16 protein-coding genes are annotated in these 14,610 nt (G+C 39.7%); 5 read left to right on the top strand and 11 right to left on the bottom strand.

The window, feature by feature from the left end:
- Positions 1-16 precede the first annotated feature (16 nt).
- From ACS125_RS17965 to dapD, 4 genes are all read right to left on the bottom strand, one after another.
- Positions 17-433, bottom strand: coding sequence for a hypothetical protein (locus ACS125_RS17965; protein ID WP_003650267.1), 417 nt, complete (start codon positions 431-433; stop codon positions 17-19).
- Positions 434-449: 16 nt separating this feature from the next.
- Positions 450-1,118, bottom strand: coding sequence for a 7-cyano-7-deazaguanine synthase QueC (queC, locus tag ACS125_RS17960; RefSeq protein WP_004790702.1), 669 nt, complete (start codon positions 1,116-1,118; stop codon positions 450-452).
- Positions 1,119-1,158: 40 nt separating this feature from the next.
- Positions 1,159-1,869, bottom strand: coding sequence for a 7-carboxy-7-deazaguanine synthase QueE (gene queE / locus ACS125_RS17955; protein WP_133747135.1), 711 nt, complete (start codon positions 1,867-1,869; stop codon positions 1,159-1,161).
- A 98-nt stretch (positions 1,870-1,967) separates the two neighbouring features.
- Positions 1,968-2,789 carry a 2,3,4,5-tetrahydropyridine-2,6-dicarboxylate N-succinyltransferase gene (dapD, locus tag ACS125_RS17950; protein WP_004699931.1) on the bottom strand — a complete coding sequence of 274 codons (822 nt, stop codon included), beginning with the start codon at positions 2,787-2,789 and terminating at the stop codon, positions 1,968-1,970.
- A 286-nt stretch (positions 2,790-3,075) separates the two neighbouring features.
- Here dapD and carO point away from each other — a divergent pair, with 286 nt between their 5' ends.
- Positions 3,076-3,816: an ornithine uptake porin CarO type 3 gene (gene carO / locus ACS125_RS17945; RefSeq protein ID WP_005307508.1), complete on the top strand. Its 741-nt coding sequence runs from the start codon at positions 3,076-3,078 to the stop codon at positions 3,814-3,816.
- Between the two features lie 90 nt (positions 3,817-3,906).
- On the opposite strand, the gene ACS125_RS17940 is transcribed toward carO, so the two are convergent.
- The 6 genes from ACS125_RS17940 to ACS125_RS17915 all read right to left on the bottom strand — a co-directional run bounded on the left by ACS125_RS17940 (position 3,907) and on the right by ACS125_RS17915 (position 9,373).
- Positions 3,907-4,830 (bottom strand): CysB family HTH-type transcriptional regulator, encoded by a 924-nt coding sequence (locus tag ACS125_RS17940; protein ID WP_004790709.1) that lies wholly within the window; start codon positions 4,828-4,830, stop codon positions 3,907-3,909.
- Positions 4,831-4,858: 28 nt separating this feature from the next.
- Positions 4,859-5,920 (bottom strand): sulfate/molybdate ABC transporter ATP-binding protein, encoded by a 1,062-nt coding sequence (locus tag ACS125_RS17935; RefSeq protein WP_151964182.1) that lies wholly within the window; start codon positions 5,918-5,920, stop codon positions 4,859-4,861.
- Between the two features lie 11 nt (positions 5,921-5,931).
- Entirely contained in the window at positions 5,932-6,816 is an 885-nt protein-coding gene (gene cysW / locus ACS125_RS17930; RefSeq protein WP_443273686.1) for a sulfate ABC transporter permease subunit CysW, read from the bottom strand.
- Complete coding sequence (cysT, locus tag ACS125_RS17925) at positions 6,813-7,646, bottom strand: sulfate ABC transporter permease subunit CysT (RefSeq protein WP_005307499.1); 834 nt, start codon at positions 7,644-7,646, stop codon at positions 6,813-6,815. Before cysT ends, cysW begins: the two co-directional genes overlap by 4 nt.
- Positions 7,647-7,726: 80 nt before the next feature.
- A complete protein-coding gene (locus ACS125_RS17920) occupies positions 7,727-8,335 on the bottom strand; it encodes an RBBP9/YdeN family alpha/beta hydrolase (RefSeq protein WP_004790715.1) in 609 nt (202 codons plus the stop codon).
- Positions 8,336-8,365: 30 nt separating this feature from the next.
- Complete coding sequence (locus ACS125_RS17915) at positions 8,366-9,373, bottom strand: sulfate ABC transporter substrate-binding protein (RefSeq protein ID WP_004790716.1); 1,008 nt, start codon at positions 9,371-9,373, stop codon at positions 8,366-8,368.
- Between the two features lie 263 nt (positions 9,374-9,636).
- On the opposite strand from ACS125_RS17915, the gene pabC reads away from it, so the two are divergent.
- From pabC to ACS125_RS17895, 4 genes are all read left to right on the top strand, one after another.
- Positions 9,637-10,449, top strand: coding sequence for an aminodeoxychorismate lyase (gene pabC, locus ACS125_RS17910; protein WP_174741015.1), 813 nt, complete (start codon positions 9,637-9,639; stop codon positions 10,447-10,449).
- 1 nt (position 10,450) lies between these two features.
- Positions 10,451-11,521, top strand: coding sequence for an endolytic transglycosylase MltG (mltG, locus tag ACS125_RS17905; RefSeq protein WP_353155067.1), 1,071 nt, complete (start codon positions 10,451-10,453; stop codon positions 11,519-11,521).
- Positions 11,522-11,530: 9 nt separating this feature from the next.
- Positions 11,531-12,130, top strand: coding sequence for a dTMP kinase (gene tmk / locus ACS125_RS17900; protein ID WP_443273682.1), 600 nt, complete (start codon positions 11,531-11,533; stop codon positions 12,128-12,130).
- 137 nt (positions 12,131-12,267) lie between these two features.
- Positions 12,268-12,684: a PaaI family thioesterase gene (locus ACS125_RS17895; protein ID WP_016140286.1), complete on the top strand. Its 417-nt coding sequence runs from the start codon at positions 12,268-12,270 to the stop codon at positions 12,682-12,684.
- Positions 12,685-12,740: 56 nt separating this feature from the next.
- Here the strand turns inward: ACS125_RS17895 and nadB are convergent, their stop codons facing one another.
- On the bottom strand, positions 12,741-14,384 hold the full coding sequence (nadB, locus tag ACS125_RS17890; protein WP_443273680.1) for an L-aspartate oxidase: 1,644 nt from the start codon (positions 14,382-14,384) through the stop codon (positions 12,741-12,743).
- Positions 14,385-14,610 lie beyond the last annotated feature (226 nt).

Genomic DNA, 14,610 nt, shown 5'->3' with positions numbered 1-14,610 from the left:
TTGGAATAACAAAAGCTTATTTTTTAGGAGCTTGTTGTTGAGCAGCTTTCATTGCATCTTCAGTTAATTTTTCAAGTTTAGTTGTTAACTGAGGACCGAAACATGCTTTAAGATCACGGTTTTGTTGTTGTACAAATCCTAGAGAGCTTGGGCTTTTCTTCGCATTAATTGCACTTTGGATTTCCCATTTTTGTGCTTCAGTTACTTTACCTTGTGCTTCAACTTGGCAGCTACAGAATTTGCTAACTTCAGATGAACTTAGTTTACCGCCTTTAGCTGTTTGATCTTTACAAACGTTAACTAATGCACCTTTAACGTTAGTACTTTTATATGCTGCTTGAACTGGGTTTTCGGCAGCATGTGCTGCACCAGCCATAAGCGCAACTGTTGAAAACAAAGATGAAAGAATAAGATTTGATTTTAACAACTTCATAAATTTTACCTACTTATTACGGTATATAGCGTGTTGGGTCGGCAACACCAGCCTCGATAAAGCCTTCTTTACGCAAACGGCAACTGTCACATTTGCCACACGCACGTCCTTGAGCATCTGCTTGGTAGCAAGATACCGTTTGACTATAGTCTACGCCATGTTCAATCCCTAAACGTATAATATTCGCTTTGGATAAATGTAACAGTGGTGTTTCAAACTTAAGTGGTTTTCCTTCTACGCCAGCTTTAGTTGCTAAGCGCGCCATATTCGCAAAAGCATCAATAAATTCAGGACGACAATCAGGATATCCTGAATAATCAACAGCATTGATACCAATAACAATCGCTTCGGCATTAAATACTTCAGCTGCTGCTAGAGCATAAGAGAGGAAAATAGTGTTACGTGCTGGTACATAAGTTACAGGAATACCTTCTTGTAACTGTTCTGGTACGGCAATGTTGTGGTCTGTAAGTGCAGACCCACCTAAATTCGCCAAATCAATATTAATTACACGATGTTCAACACCTGCACGTTGAGCTAATGCTTTTGCTGCATCGAGTTCAGTCGTTGAGCGTTGGCCATACATAAAACTAATAGCAATACATTCATAGCGTGCTTGTGCCCAAGCTAGGCAAGTGGTTGAGTCTAAGCCGCCTGAAAGCAAAACAATGGCACGAGGGCGCATATTTTTCTCCATATTCGGAATGATTTATTTTATTGAGTGATTAACGACCTGATTCATCGTTCCAAAGCAGTTTATGTAACTGAAGTTGGAAGCGAACAGGGAGTTTATCATCAAGTATCCACTGTGCCAGATCACGTGCTAGACGTGGCAGGCCAACAGCACCTTTTTCAACTGCAAAGGCAGGGGAGAACCAAACGGTACTGACTTTTTTATGCAGTTGATATTTTTCAACTTGCTGCTTTGACCATTCATAATCTTCGCGGTTACAAATGACGAATTTAATTTGGTCATGTGCAGTTAAATGGTCAAGATTGCTGATGAGGTTACGATGTTCTTCACCAGAAGTTGGAGTTTTTAAATCGAGAACTTTAGAAACACGCGAATCTACTTTTGAGACATCGAGCGCGCCGCTAGTTTCCAAAGAAACATCAAAGCCTGCTTCACATAAGCGTTGTAATAGAATCAAACAGTTTGGCTGTGCTAATGGTTCGCCACCAGTAACACAAATATAAGGTGTTTGATACTGTTTAGCTGTTTCAATGATATGTTCAAGTGAAAAACGTTCTCCGCCTTCAAAAGAATAAGTCGTATCACAGTAACTACAACGTAGTGGACAGCCTGTTAAGCGAATGAATACAGTCGGTAAACCAGAAGCATTCGCTTCACCCTGCAACGAGTAAAAAATCTCGGTAATGCGTAAACCAGACGCAGGGTCAGAGACAGGAATTGCAGAGGAACGTAAGGAAGCCATTCTAGAAATACCACACTATATAAAAAATAAAATCTCTACGATCAGTTGGATCGTAGAGATGAGGAGCGATTAAAGCTCCGCAAGAGCGTTATAGCAAATTAGTCAGCGCGTAACAAATCGTTCAAGCTCGTTTTTGCACGTGTTTTTGCATCAACTTTTTTCACGATAATTGCAGCGTATAAGCTGTAAGTTCCACATTTAGATGGCAAGCTGCCTGAAACTACAACTGAACCTGCTGGTACACGACCATAATGGATTTCGCCAGTTTCGCGGTCATAAATTTTAGTTGATTGACCAATGAAAACGCCCATTGAAATGACTGAGCCTTCTTCAACAATTACGCCTTCAACGATTTCTGAACGCGCACCGATAAAGCAGTTGTCTTCAATAATGGTTGGGTTAGCTTGTAATGGTTCTAAAACACCACCGATACCTACACCACCAGACAAGTGAACATTTTTACCGATTTGAGCACATGAACCTACAGTTGCCCATGTATCAACCATTGTGCCTTCATCTACATAAGCACCAATGTTTACATAAGAAGGCATTAACACTACGTTTTTAGCTTGGAAGCTACCACGACGCGCTACAGCAGGAGGAACAACACGAACACCTGCTGCTTTAAATTGCTCTTCAGTCCAACCAGAGAATTTAGTTTCAACTTTGTCGTAGAAACGAAGATCACATGACTCGATTGGTTTATTGTCATTTAGTTTAAATGATAATAAAACAGCTTTTTTTAACCACTGGTGAACAACCCATTCACCATTGATTTTTTCAGCAACTCGAAGAGTACCGTTATCTAAACCAGCAATTGCTTCTTCAACAGCTTGGCGGATTTCGCTTGAGCAATCTGCTGCAGTAAAATTTGCGCGGTCTTCAAATGCTTGCTCAATGATCGTAGAAAGCTGAGACATGATCTTCCTTCCATAAAAAATTTTAAAGATTTTACACTAATTTGTGACAAGAATCTTTGAAAAAACGTGTTACGTTTAATTGAGGATGCAAATAGGTTAAATGAAATTAAGCTTATTAGATAATCAAGTGTTTTTTACACAAAAATGATTAGAAAATAAAAATTTAACTCAATTTGTATCAAAAAATAACAGAAATCTAGCATTTTTTGTATAAAAAAGAATCTAAGCTCTTTTATTATGATTTTAGTCACAAAATTAAAAACAGAGCCTTTTTGAGGAGAAAACTATGAAAGCATTACGTGTATTAGTAACAACAACAGCTTTATTCGCTGCTGGTGCTGTAATGGCAGATGAAGCCGTTGTTCATGACAGCTACGCATTTGACAAAAACCAATTAATTCCTGTGGGGGCGCGTGCTGAGGTAGGTACAACTGGTTACGGTGGTGCTTTATTGTGGCAAGCAAACCCATATGTAGGTTTGGCACTTGGTTATAATGGTGGTGACATCTCTTGGTCTGACGACGTAAAAGTCAACGGCTCAACTTATGATCTTGATATGGACAACAACAATGTCTATTTAAATGCTGAGATTCGTCCATGGGGTGCAAGTACTAACCGTTGGGCTCAAGGCTTATATGTAGCGGCTGGTGCAGCATATCTTGATAATGATTACGATTTATCTCGTAACGTTGATGCGACTCGTTCATTCCGTGTCAATAATCAAGACTTCCTTGCTAATGAGGGTGGAGTAAAAATTAATGGTAAAATGTCTTATAAAAATGACATTGCTCCATATTTAGGTTTTGGTTTTGCACCTAAAATTAATAAAAACTGGGGTGTATTTGGTGAAGTAGGCGCTTACTACACTGGTAACCCAACAGTTAAACTTGTTTCAACAGGTTCAGCTACTACTACAGGTGATCAGTCACTTGAAGAAGCAGTAAATGCGGAAGCGCGTAAAATCGCGAATGACGATAAATATCAATGGTTACCAGTTGGTAAAGTTGGTGTGAACTTCTACTGGTAAGATCTAAAATAAAAAACGAGCTTCGGCTCGTTTTTTTTGCATCTAATAAAATAAAAGAGCTTTTTAGCTCTTTTATTTATTTTTGAATTTTTATTCATCTGGGTAAGCAATTTTCTTAAGTGCTTTAATATCTGCATCAGGTGAGCATAAGGAAATAAACTCGTAACCATAACCGCGTAGTAGATGGCCTTTACGAACTGCAATCCATGTCGTATTGACACCAAAAATATCAGTTTTAGTTTGTTTTAAGCGATGATCACGTTCTGTGTCATAGGCCACGTCATTGACAATTCCGACTCCCATACCCAATTCGACATACGTTTTAATAACGTCTGCATCGAGAGCTGACATTACGATATCTGCATCAAGGTGAGCTTCTTCAAAAGCTTTGTCAATTTTAGAGCGACCTGTAAAACCGCCATGATAAGTAATGAGTGGATAGTCCGCTAAAAGTTCAAGCGTAATCTTGTCTGCCTTTACTAAAGGATGATTTTGCGGTGTGATAATGCTGTGTTGCCATTGATAGTAAGGAATACTAGCCAGGTTTTCTTCAGTTGTTAAAGACTCTGTGGCAATCCCAATATCCGCCTCGCCTTGTAAGAGCATTTCTGAGATTTCAACAGGGCTGGCTTGTTGTAAAATCAAATGAACTTTAGGAAATAACTTCTTAAATTGGTTTACGATCGGAGGTAACACATAACGTGCTTGAGTATGGGTTGTTGCGATCGTTAATGTGCCTTCATCAACTTTATTAAAGTCTTCTGCAAGGCGTTTAATATTTTCAGCATCAACCAACATGCGTTCAACAATACCAAGAAGAGATTGTCCTGGCTCTGTTAAACCTAAAAGACGTTTACCTTTTCGTATAAAAAGTTGTACGCCGAGCTCATCTTCTAGATCCTTAATATGTTTACTTACACCTGATTGAGACGTGTAGAGTGCAGCCGATGCTTCGGTTAAGTTAAAGTTTTGGCGTACAGTTTCTCGGATAATTCTTAATTGTTGAAAGTTCATTCACACTTTTCCTTACCAAATATATTTCTTAAGCAACTTGATCTGCAAATAAGTGCAATTGAGATGCACTCACCCAAACAGTTTGATTCGGTTTAAATGCATGTAATTTTGCAGCTTCACTGCTCAGAGCAATTTCAATTAAACGTCCATTACGGTCTTGTAATTCCGCCACAACTTTTCCAGCAATCCAGATTTCTCGTACAAAAATGGCTTCAATGCTATTCGCCTGCGGTTGCGAGTGAATATGTAACTCATCTGGACGGGCAAAAGCAATCACTTTTCCTTGAGGTGCTTCAACTAACGTTGGTAATTGAATACGGTCATTGCCAATACGGATAATACCGTCTGTGTTTTCACCTTCAAAACGATTTGCCTGACCCAAGAAATCAAATACAAATGGCGTTGATGGTTTTTCATAAACTTCGCGAGGTGAGCCGATCTGCTCGACATTACCTTTATTCATTACAATAATCTGATCTGCAACTTCAAGTGCCTCTTCCTGATCATGAGTTACGAAAATTGAAGTAATATGCAATTCATCATGTAAGTTGCGTAGCCAGCGGCGTAACTCCTTACGGACTTTAGCATCTAGCGCACCAAACGGCTCATCAAGTAATAAGACTCGAGGTTCTACTGCTAAAGCACGGGCTAAAGCAATACGCTGACGTTGGCCGCCTGAAAGCTGTGCAGGGTAGCGGTCTGCTAAAAATCCAAGTTGAACTAGATCGAGTAAACGCGTAACGCGTTTTTTAATTTCGGCTTCAGATGGGCGTGTTGCACGAGGACGAACACGTAAACCAAAGGCAATATTGTCAAATACTGTCATGTGACGGAATAAAGCATAGTGCTGAAATACAAAGCCAACCTGACGCTCACGTACATGTACATTAGTCGCATCTTCACCTTCAAGTAACACTTGACCGCCATCGGCTGATTCTAGACCTGCAATAATTCTAAGTAGAGTCGTTTTACCGCATCCAGATGGGCCAAGTAATGCAACCAGTTCACCTTCTGGAAAGTCTAGGGAAATATTTTTAAGCGCATGGAATGCACCAAAGTGTTTTTCAATATTTTTAACTTGAATACTCATGATTTCATTCCTTACGAATCAGTTGAATGTGGTTCTGGTTTGTCTTGATGTAGTTCTAACCACGTTTTCAATACCAGCGTTAATATGGCTAAAAAAGCAAGTAATGAGGACACGGCAAACGCTGCGCTAAAGGTGTACTCGTTATATAAAATTTCGACATGAAGTGGCAGGGTATTGGTTTCACCACGAATGTGACCAGAAACCACCGATACTGCGCCAAATTCACCCATTGCACGGGCATTACAAAGAATTACGCCGTAAATTAGCCCCCATTTAATGTTAGGGAGTGTGACCTTCCAAAAGGTTTGCCATCCGGAAGCGCCGAGTACGATAGCTGCTTCTTCCTCTTCAGTTCCTTGAGCTTCCATGAGTGGAATTAACTCACGTGCTACAAATGGAACGGTAATAAAGATAGTCGCTAAAACAATTGCAGGTACGGCATATAGAATCTTGATGTCATGGTCCATTAACCAGCCGCCTAACCAACCTTGAGCACCGAAAATCAGTACAATCATTAAACCTGCGATAACAGGTGAAACTGAAAAAGGCATATCAATAATGGTAGTTAAAACTGCCTTACCTCTAAACTGGAACTTAGAAACAGCCCATGCAGCGGCAACACCAAATACCACATTAATTGGAACAGCAATTGCTGCGGTGAGTAAGGTTAATTTCACTGCTGATAGCGTGTCTGGATCAATCAAAGCCTGAACATAGACTTCAAGTCCTTGTTTAAATGCTTCTACAAAAACCAGAATAAGTGGCAACATAAGACAACTGAGGAAAAAAATCAGCGCAATTGTAATTAAGGTATAACGTACCCAAGTTGGTTCGCGTGTTGCATCTCGTGATTGCAATTTAAGCGCAAGTGCATTGCTGTCAGTATGTAGGTTCATGTGATATTTCTCCCTGTACGACGGTTTGCCCATGCTTGAAGTAAATTAATGGCAAATAAGATGATGAAAGAGAGAACCAACATGACCGCAGCAATTGTTGTTGCACCAGCATAATCATATTCTTCAAGGCGTGAAATGATCATGAGCGGAGCGATTTCTGTTTTAAACGGCTGGTTACCTGCAATAAAAATAACTGAACCATATTCACCGACACCGCGAGCAAATGCTAAAGCAAAGCCTGTGAATAGAGCGGGTAGTAATATCGGTAAAATAATTTTAGTGATGGTCTGCCAGCGATTTGCGCCGAGTGCCGAAGCTGCTTCTTCAAGTTCAGTTTCTATATCACTGAGTACAGGTTGTACTGTTCTTACAATGAATGGAATACCGATGAATATTAATGCCAACGTAATACCGATTGGCGTATATGCAACTTGAATACCGAGTGGTTCTAAATACTGACCGATCCAACCAGTGGGTGCATAGAGTGAGGTAAGCGCAATACCTGCAACCGCAGTTGGAAGAGCAAAAGGTAAATCGACTAATGCATCAACCAAGCGTTTCCCAGGAAAGTTATAACGGACAAGGCACCAAGCTAAAAGTAAGCCAAACACAACATTAATAAAGGCTGCGATTAAAGCTGAACTAAAGCTGAGCTGAAGCGATTTTAAAATACGCTCAGAGGTTAAAATTTCCCATAATCCGTCCCATCCAATTCCAAATGATTTGATAAAGACTGCGGCTAATGGAATAAGCACAATAAAAGAAACGTAGGCGAGGGTGAAGCCCAAAGATAGGCCAAACCCAGGCAGCACTCGGGATCGCTGCGACATGATATTTCCTCAAAGAGAAAAGCCTGCTGAAACCAGTAAGCGAATAAATAAAGATAAACGGTGCGGTATAAAGATTGGTATTAAGCAAATTTCAAAGAGAAATGTGTTTTTACCGGGTCGATAGATGAGTAACTACACATCGAATCTTCTGGAATCAAATAATTCAGTAAATCTGGAAATGGCCCAAAACCTGAGGCAACATTAATATGGCCAACTTCACCAAGATTAACTGGATTTAACTTCCATGATTTTGCAAGTTGTAAAGCATCAAAAAGACCGAGCCAAGGATCGTTCTCACTAATGAGTAGCGTTGCAGGCACATCAATTTTTAATTGATGAAAATACGCTTTGTAGTCGGTCAAGCTATGACGAGCAAATCCTGCTTCCCCAAAGCGTGCTGGATTTGCTGGCGCGACTAAAATAAGTTTCTTCACTTGGCTTCTTAATTCTGGGTACTCTGCTAAAGCAGCAACACTTGTTAAACATCCAAAACTATGTGCAACAATCTGAACAGGAGTTGGTGCTGCTTGAACTGTTTTAACAAATTGTTCAACCCATTCGCTTAGTACGGGTCTATCCCAGTTTTTTTGCTCAACACGAGAACTAGACACGAGTTGACGCTGCAACCAAGATTGCCAATGTTGATGTTCACTACCACCTACACCCGGAACAATTACAGTGTGAATCATGTCTGTTCTCCTTATCCTTAGAACAAAGAATTATTTCTCTGCACTATTGATTTTCACGATTTGATCGAAAACACCACCATTATCAAAATGTTGTTTTTGCACTTTTGTCCAACCACCAAATTCTTTGTCGATGGTTACAAGCTTTAATGGCTTAAATACATTGCCGTATTTCTTAAGAACAGCTGCGTTACGCGGACGGTAGAAGTTACGAGCTGCAATTTCTTGACCAGCAGGTGAGTACAAGTAGTTGAGATAACCTTTAGCAATCGTTAAGTTGCCTTTTTTAGCTGCATTCTTCTCTACAATTGCAACTGGAGGCTCAGCTAAGATCGAAAGAGACGGGGTAATAATTTCAAATTTGCCCGGTTGTTCGCGAAGAGCTAAATGAGCTTCGTTTTCCCAAGCGAGTAACACATCACCAATACCACGCTCAGCAAAAGTAGTCGTGGCACCACGTGCACCCGAATCTAGAACTTTAGTGTGTTTATAAATTTGACGAACGTACTCTTGTGCTTTTGCATCATTGCCACCCGGTTGATGTTTTGCCCAAGCCCAAGCTGCAAGATAATTCCAACGAGCACCACCTGAAGTTTTCGGGTTTGGCGTAATAATTTCTACACCTGGTTTGATTAAATCACCCCAGTCTTTAATTTGTTTTGGATTACCTTTACGCACTAAAAACACAATTGTTGAAGTGTATGGGGTAGAGTTCTGCGGTAACTTTTTCTGCCAGTCAGCTGGAAGTAATTTTGCTTTTTCCGCAATTTCATCGATATCTGCCGCAAGTGCCAATGTCACTACATCTGCGTTTAAGCCATCAATAACCGCACGCGCCTGTTTACCAGAACCACCGTGTGATTGCTTAAACTCAATATCTTGACCCGTACGTTGTTTCCAGTAAGTACCGAACTGTTTGTTGAAATCTGTATATAACTCACGAGTTGGATCGTAAGAAACATTTAAAAACTCTTGAGCTGCAAATGATGAAACAGAAAGAAGTGCAGCGATAACCCCGACTTTTAATTGTGAAAAACGCATGAGATAAGTCCTCAAAAAATATGAAATGTTCAAAACATGAACGCAGAATAGCGCTAGTCTTTATTCTAAAAAAATAATAAAAAACGAATTTAATATGAAAAAAATAGAAATAGTAAAAAGAGATAAACTATTCTTAAATCTTGATATATAACAAGTTTTAAAAGTTAATACGAAATCGGTATAATTTTTTAAAATCAATCATTTATTATTTAAATGAAAGGTGTTGTTTTTGTTGTGCGATTTTTAAGAAAGGGTGATCAAACATGTGGTGTTTTAAAAATGGGCAACCTGTTGAGACCATTCCTTTATTGGATCGAGCATTTCATTATGGCGATGGGTGCTTTACTACAATTCGTGTTTTTCAAAACCAGATTGAGCTTAAAGAAAGACACTGGGAACGTCTAAAACTTGCATGTCAAAGACTGTCTTTAACTGCGAATTTTGAACTCATAGAACAAAGCTTACAGCAATTACAAAAGCAAAATCTTGTGCTCAACGGCACTTTAAAAATTGTGATTAGTCGTGGTGAAGGTGACCGTGGTTATAGTTTGCCAAAGCATGAAGCAGATATTTATATCTGGTTTTATCCAAAAGCTTTAGAGCCATTTTTGCCAGACTCTATCCAGTGCGGTGTCTTAAATCAGGCTCTAGGTCTAACCATGCCGAGCTTGGTCGGACTTAAATCTTTAAACCGTCTTGAACAAGTATTGCTAAAAAAAGAAGCAGATCAACTCGGGTGGGCTGAAGCATTAGTTACTGATGTACAAGGTTATATTGTTGAAGGGATCAGCAGTAATTGTTTTATTCGTTTAAATGATAGATGGATTACTCCTGAACTTCGCTATAATGGCGTCCACGGTGTAATGCGGGCAGAAATTCTGGCGCGTATGCAGCACCATGGTATTGCCTGTGAAGTACGTGTAATTGAATTAGATGAAGTACCTGAAATACAAAGTCTATTCTTTTGTAATGCTTTAAACCCTATGCGAGTAGTCACTCATTTAGGCGAAAAAACGCTAGATACACAGGCATGCATAGATTTATTTCATATCCTTAACTTAAATCAGATTCATTAATATGCCGAAGCCACCTGTGAATGCGAAAGCAAAAAACGCCAAGAAAAATAACAAGAAACAAGCTCCAAAATTTTCTAAGCGACTGGTTTTAATTGGCCTGTTTATTGTCTTAATTTCTACATTTGCCATTTTATGGTCGAGTCTATTCAAAGCTTATCCTGTTGAAGGCAAAAAACAGATGTTATCGATTACATCTGGTGAAACTTATTCTGGTTTTATTGATCGTTTGGCCAAAGAAGGCAAAATTAGCTTTCCTATCGTATTGAAGCTTTATCAAAAGTTTATAATTCATGACAGCATGAAAGCTGGTGTGTATGAAATTGAACAAGGGATGAGTGTAAGACAAGTATTAGAGATGTTATCTGACGCTGATAATGCTCAGATGAACCGTGTTTTGGTGATTGAAGGTACAACTTTTAAGCAGCTTATTACTGCACTCAAAAATGATAAAAATGTAAAAAATACAATATTGGATTTACCTAACGATCAGCTTATGAAAGCGCTTGGGATTCCTTACGATCATCCAGAAGGCTTGTTCGCGCCGAATACTTATTTCTTTGCTAAAGGCGAGACTGACAAGAAAATTCTTACCGATTTATATCATCGTCAAATGAAAGCTTTAGATGCTGCTTGGGCAAATCGTGCGCCGAATTTACCTTATAAAGACAAATATGAAGCATTAATTATGGCTTCTATTGTTGAGAAAGAAACAAGTTTAGACAGTGAACTTACACAAGTTTCTGGCGTTTTTGTCCGCCGTTTAAGACTCGGTATGCGTTTACAAACAGATCCTACGGTTATTTACGGTATGGGTAATAACTATAAAGGCAATATTACCCGAGAAGACCTGCGTACCCCAACGCCATATAATACTTATACCATTAATGGTTTGCCTCCAACTCCAATTGCTTTACCAAGCCAAAAAGCGATTGAAGCAGCGTTACATCCAGATAACTCAAACAACATCTATTTTGTAGCGACTGGCAATGGTGGACATAAATTTACGGCAAGTTTGCAGGCGCATAATCAAGCGGTGCAGGACTATTTATCCGTGTTGAGATCGAAGAAATAAGGAAAAGAGATGTTTATTAGCTTTGAAGGCACGGAAGGGGTAGGTAAAACTACACTCATTCGAAAAATTCATCAGTATTTTGAAGAACAAGGTAAACAAGTTGTTTTAACTCGAGAGCCGGGTGGGACGCCGCTAGCTGAACAAATTCGTTCAATGCTTTTAGCAGTGAATCATGATGAAAACATGAGTCATGATACTGAACTATTGCTTATTTATGCGGCACGTGCTCAACATTTGCAACAGGTTATTTTGCCGGCTCTAGACGCTAACAAAATTGTATTAAGTGATCGTTTTACTGATGCAAGTTTTGCTTATCAATGTTCTGGTCGTGGTTTAAGCCAAGATAAATTACAGCTTTTAAATCAGAACTTTGTTTCGCGCATGCCAGAAGTGACTTTCTGGTTAGATGCACCGATTGAACTTGGTATGAACCGTGCCCGTGAGCGTGGAGCATTAGACCGTTTTGAACAAGAAAAGTTAAGCTTCTTTACTAAGGTTCGTGAAGGCTATGAAACCTTGTGGAAAGCTGAACCAGAACGTATTAAGCGAATAGATGCAACCCAAAGTCCTGATCAGGTGTTCGTACAGGCATTGCAATATTTAGGATAAGCAATTGAATGAGCCACTCTTATAAAAATGGGAGTGGTTAAAAATGACGTTAATTCTGATTTAAAACGTCATAGAAAAGATCTGTTATTTTCTTATGCTATCTTACATATGATTTTATAGATTGAAGAATAACAAGGATGAAAAGTTCAAAAGAAGAAATCGTGGCATTTCTTGAAAAGGAATTTCCACCCAGTCTTGAACATTGCACGATTGAATCAGTCACACCTAAAGCAGCAGTTGTTTACTATCATGTTGATCAAAGACATCAACGTCCCGGTGGCACCATATCTGGCCCAACCATGATGACTTTGGCAGATTTTGCTTTATATATTGCGATATTAGGTGAGATTGGCCTTGTTGGTTTAGCCGTAACCACTAACTTTAATATTAATTTTTTAAGAAAGCCCGCGGGCGATCAAGACTTACGTAGTGAGTGTAAACTCATGAAAGTAGGAAAGAGTTTAGTAGTGGGTGAGGTTTGGATTTATTCGGTCGGTTTGGATGAACCCGTTGCGCATGTGACCGCGACTTATTCAATCCCACCTAAATCATAAAGATCAAAGCAAATAAAAAGCACAGTCTGAACTGTGCTTTTTTGTAGAAGAACAACTTAAATATCAGTATTAACTAAGGGCTGTTCTACTGCAAAATTTGGAGGAGTTAAAACCGTTTTACGAATCTCACTCGAAGTTTCCGGATAATCGAGTGTGTAATGCAGACCACGTGATTCTTTGCGTTGCATAGCACAGCGCACAATCATTTCAGATACTAAAACAAGGTTACGCAGCTCGATCAGGTTTTTACTGACACGGTAATCTTGATAATATTCAGTGATTTCGCGCTTTAACATTTCAATACGGTGTAAAGCACGTTCTAAACGTTTCGTAGTCCTTACAATACCAACGTAGTTCCACATGGTCGAACGTAACTCATCCCAGTTTTGTAAAATCACCACATCTTCATCTGGATTAGTTACTTGTGAGTCATCCCAAGTGGGTACTTCCGGTAATTTGAAGTTTTCATCAAATTTATTTTCGATATCTTTTGCTGCACTCATACCGTAAACGAAGCACTCAAGTAATGAGTTACTTGCCATACGGTTTGCACCATGTAAGCCCGTATATGACGTTTCACCAATTGCATATAGACCTTCGATATCGGTTTGGCTATTTGAGTCAACCACGACACCACCACAAGTGTAATGTGCGGCCGGCACCACTGGAATCATGTCTTTGGTAATGTCGATGCCTAACTCAAGCAATCTTGCATAAAGTGTAGGGAAGTGCTCTTTAATGAACTCAGGTGATTTATGGGTAATGTCTAACCAGACATGACGAATACCGAGACGTTTGATTTCATGGTCAATGGTACGTGCCACAATATCGCGAGGAGCTAATTCTGCACGATCATCAAAACGTAGCATAAAACGTTCGCCATCCGGCAAGCGCAAGTAAGCGCCTTCACCACGCATAGCTTCGGTAATTAAAAAAGAGCGGGCTTGAGGGTGGTAGAGACAAGTTGGATGGAACTGATTAAATTCCATATTCGCTACACGACAACCTGCACGGAAGGCCATTGCAATACCATCACCTGTAGCAATATCTGGATTAGATGTGTACAGGTAAGCTTTCATTGCACCGCCGCAAGCCAGCGCGGTAAATGGGGCAAGGAAAGTATGGACCTTTTCAGTGTTTTCATCTAATGCATATAAACCAATAGCACGATTCGCTTGGTCGGTATGGCCTAATTTATGCGAAGTGATTAAATCAATCGCAATATAGTTTTCAAAAATAGTGATATTTTTACGTTCTTTGGCACGTCCAACCAAAGTGGTTGAAATAGCTTTACCTGTTGCATCCGCAGAATGGATAATGCGGCGCTGAGAGTGACCACCTTCGCGAGTTAAGTGAAGTTGCTCATCCTCATCTAGAGTAAATTGCACGCCTTGCTTTAAAAGAAAATCAACAGAAGGGCGGCCGCCTTCTACGGTATGTTGTACCGCGTCCATTTCACATAAATGAGCGCCTGCAATCATAGTGTCATTAATGTGCTGTTGAATAGAGTCAGTCTCGTCAAGAACAGCAGCAACGCCACCTTGAGCATAGAAGGTACTTGCTTCGGTTAGAGCAGCTTTGGCTAAAACTGCAATATTAAAATGATTTGGTAACGATAAAGCCAGACTTAAACCAGCGCCGCCGCTGCCCACAATAATCACGTCAAAGTGGTGAATTGTCTGTAAATTAGGCATGTCCATTCGCAACAATCTAAAACGTCCGCTAATGACACCCCTTTTTATCTAAAAAGGCAAGAGCTTAAGCGCTCTAACTCAGAGAAAAATTGCAATTGGCTTAAAAAGTTGCAATGCGTAAAATAATGAATGTAAGGATGCCTTACAAATAAACATATTGTTACGCACAACCCCAAAGCGTTGTGATACAACATTTTTATTCTTATTCTCGTAGACCAATTGTGGGTGAGCA

The sequence above is a fragment of the Acinetobacter sp. PFS20 genome, from assembly GCF_052261015.1.
GTDB lineage: Bacteria > Pseudomonadota > Gammaproteobacteria > Pseudomonadales > Moraxellaceae > Acinetobacter.
The sequence above is the reverse complement of the archived record's forward strand: the minus strand, read 5'-3'. Positions and strand labels throughout refer to the sequence as shown.

Bases quoted from the DNA above. Each gene is read 5' to 3' on its own strand.
- ACS125_RS17965 (WP_003650267.1), bottom strand. From the start codon at position 433: ATGAAGTTGTTAAAATCAAATCTTATTCTTTCATCTTTGTTTTCAACA.
- queC (WP_004790702.1), bottom strand. From the start codon at position 1,118: ATGCGCCCTCGTGCCATTGTTTTGCTTTCAGGCGGCTTAGACTCAACC.
- queE (WP_133747135.1), bottom strand. From the start codon at position 1,869: ATGGCTTCCTTACGTTCCTCTGCAATTCCTGTCTCTGACCCTGCGTCT.
- dapD (WP_004699931.1), bottom strand. From the start codon at position 2,789: ATGTCTCAGCTTTCTACGATCATTGAGCAAGCATTTGAAGACCGCGCA.
- carO (WP_005307508.1), top strand. From the start codon at position 3,076: ATGAAAGCATTACGTGTATTAGTAACAACAACAGCTTTATTCGCTGCT.
- ACS125_RS17940 (WP_004790709.1), bottom strand. From the start codon at position 4,830: ATGAACTTTCAACAATTAAGAATTATCCGAGAAACTGTACGCCAAAAC.
- ACS125_RS17935 (WP_151964182.1), bottom strand. From the start codon at position 5,920: ATGAGTATTCAAGTTAAAAATATTGAAAAACACTTTGGTGCATTCCAT.
- cysW (WP_443273686.1), bottom strand. From the start codon at position 6,816: ATGAACCTACATACTGACAGCAATGCACTTGCGCTTAAATTGCAATCA.
- cysT (WP_005307499.1), bottom strand. From the start codon at position 7,646: ATGTCGCAGCGATCCCGAGTGCTGCCTGGGTTTGGCCTATCTTTGGGC.
- ACS125_RS17920 (WP_004790715.1), bottom strand. From the start codon at position 8,335: ATGATTCACACTGTAATTGTTCCGGGTGTAGGTGGTAGTGAACATCAA.
- ACS125_RS17915 (WP_004790716.1), bottom strand. From the start codon at position 9,373: ATGCGTTTTTCACAATTAAAAGTCGGGGTTATCGCTGCACTTCTTTCT.
- pabC (WP_174741015.1), top strand. From the start codon at position 9,637: ATGTGGTGTTTTAAAAATGGGCAACCTGTTGAGACCATTCCTTTATTG.
- mltG (WP_353155067.1), top strand. From the start codon at position 10,451: ATGCCGAAGCCACCTGTGAATGCGAAAGCAAAAAACGCCAAGAAAAAT.
- tmk (WP_443273682.1), top strand. From the start codon at position 11,531: ATGTTTATTAGCTTTGAAGGCACGGAAGGGGTAGGTAAAACTACACTC.
- ACS125_RS17895 (WP_016140286.1), top strand. From the start codon at position 12,268: ATGAAAAGTTCAAAAGAAGAAATCGTGGCATTTCTTGAAAAGGAATTT.
- nadB (WP_443273680.1), bottom strand. From the start codon at position 14,384: ATGGACATGCCTAATTTACAGACAATTCACCACTTTGACGTGATTATT.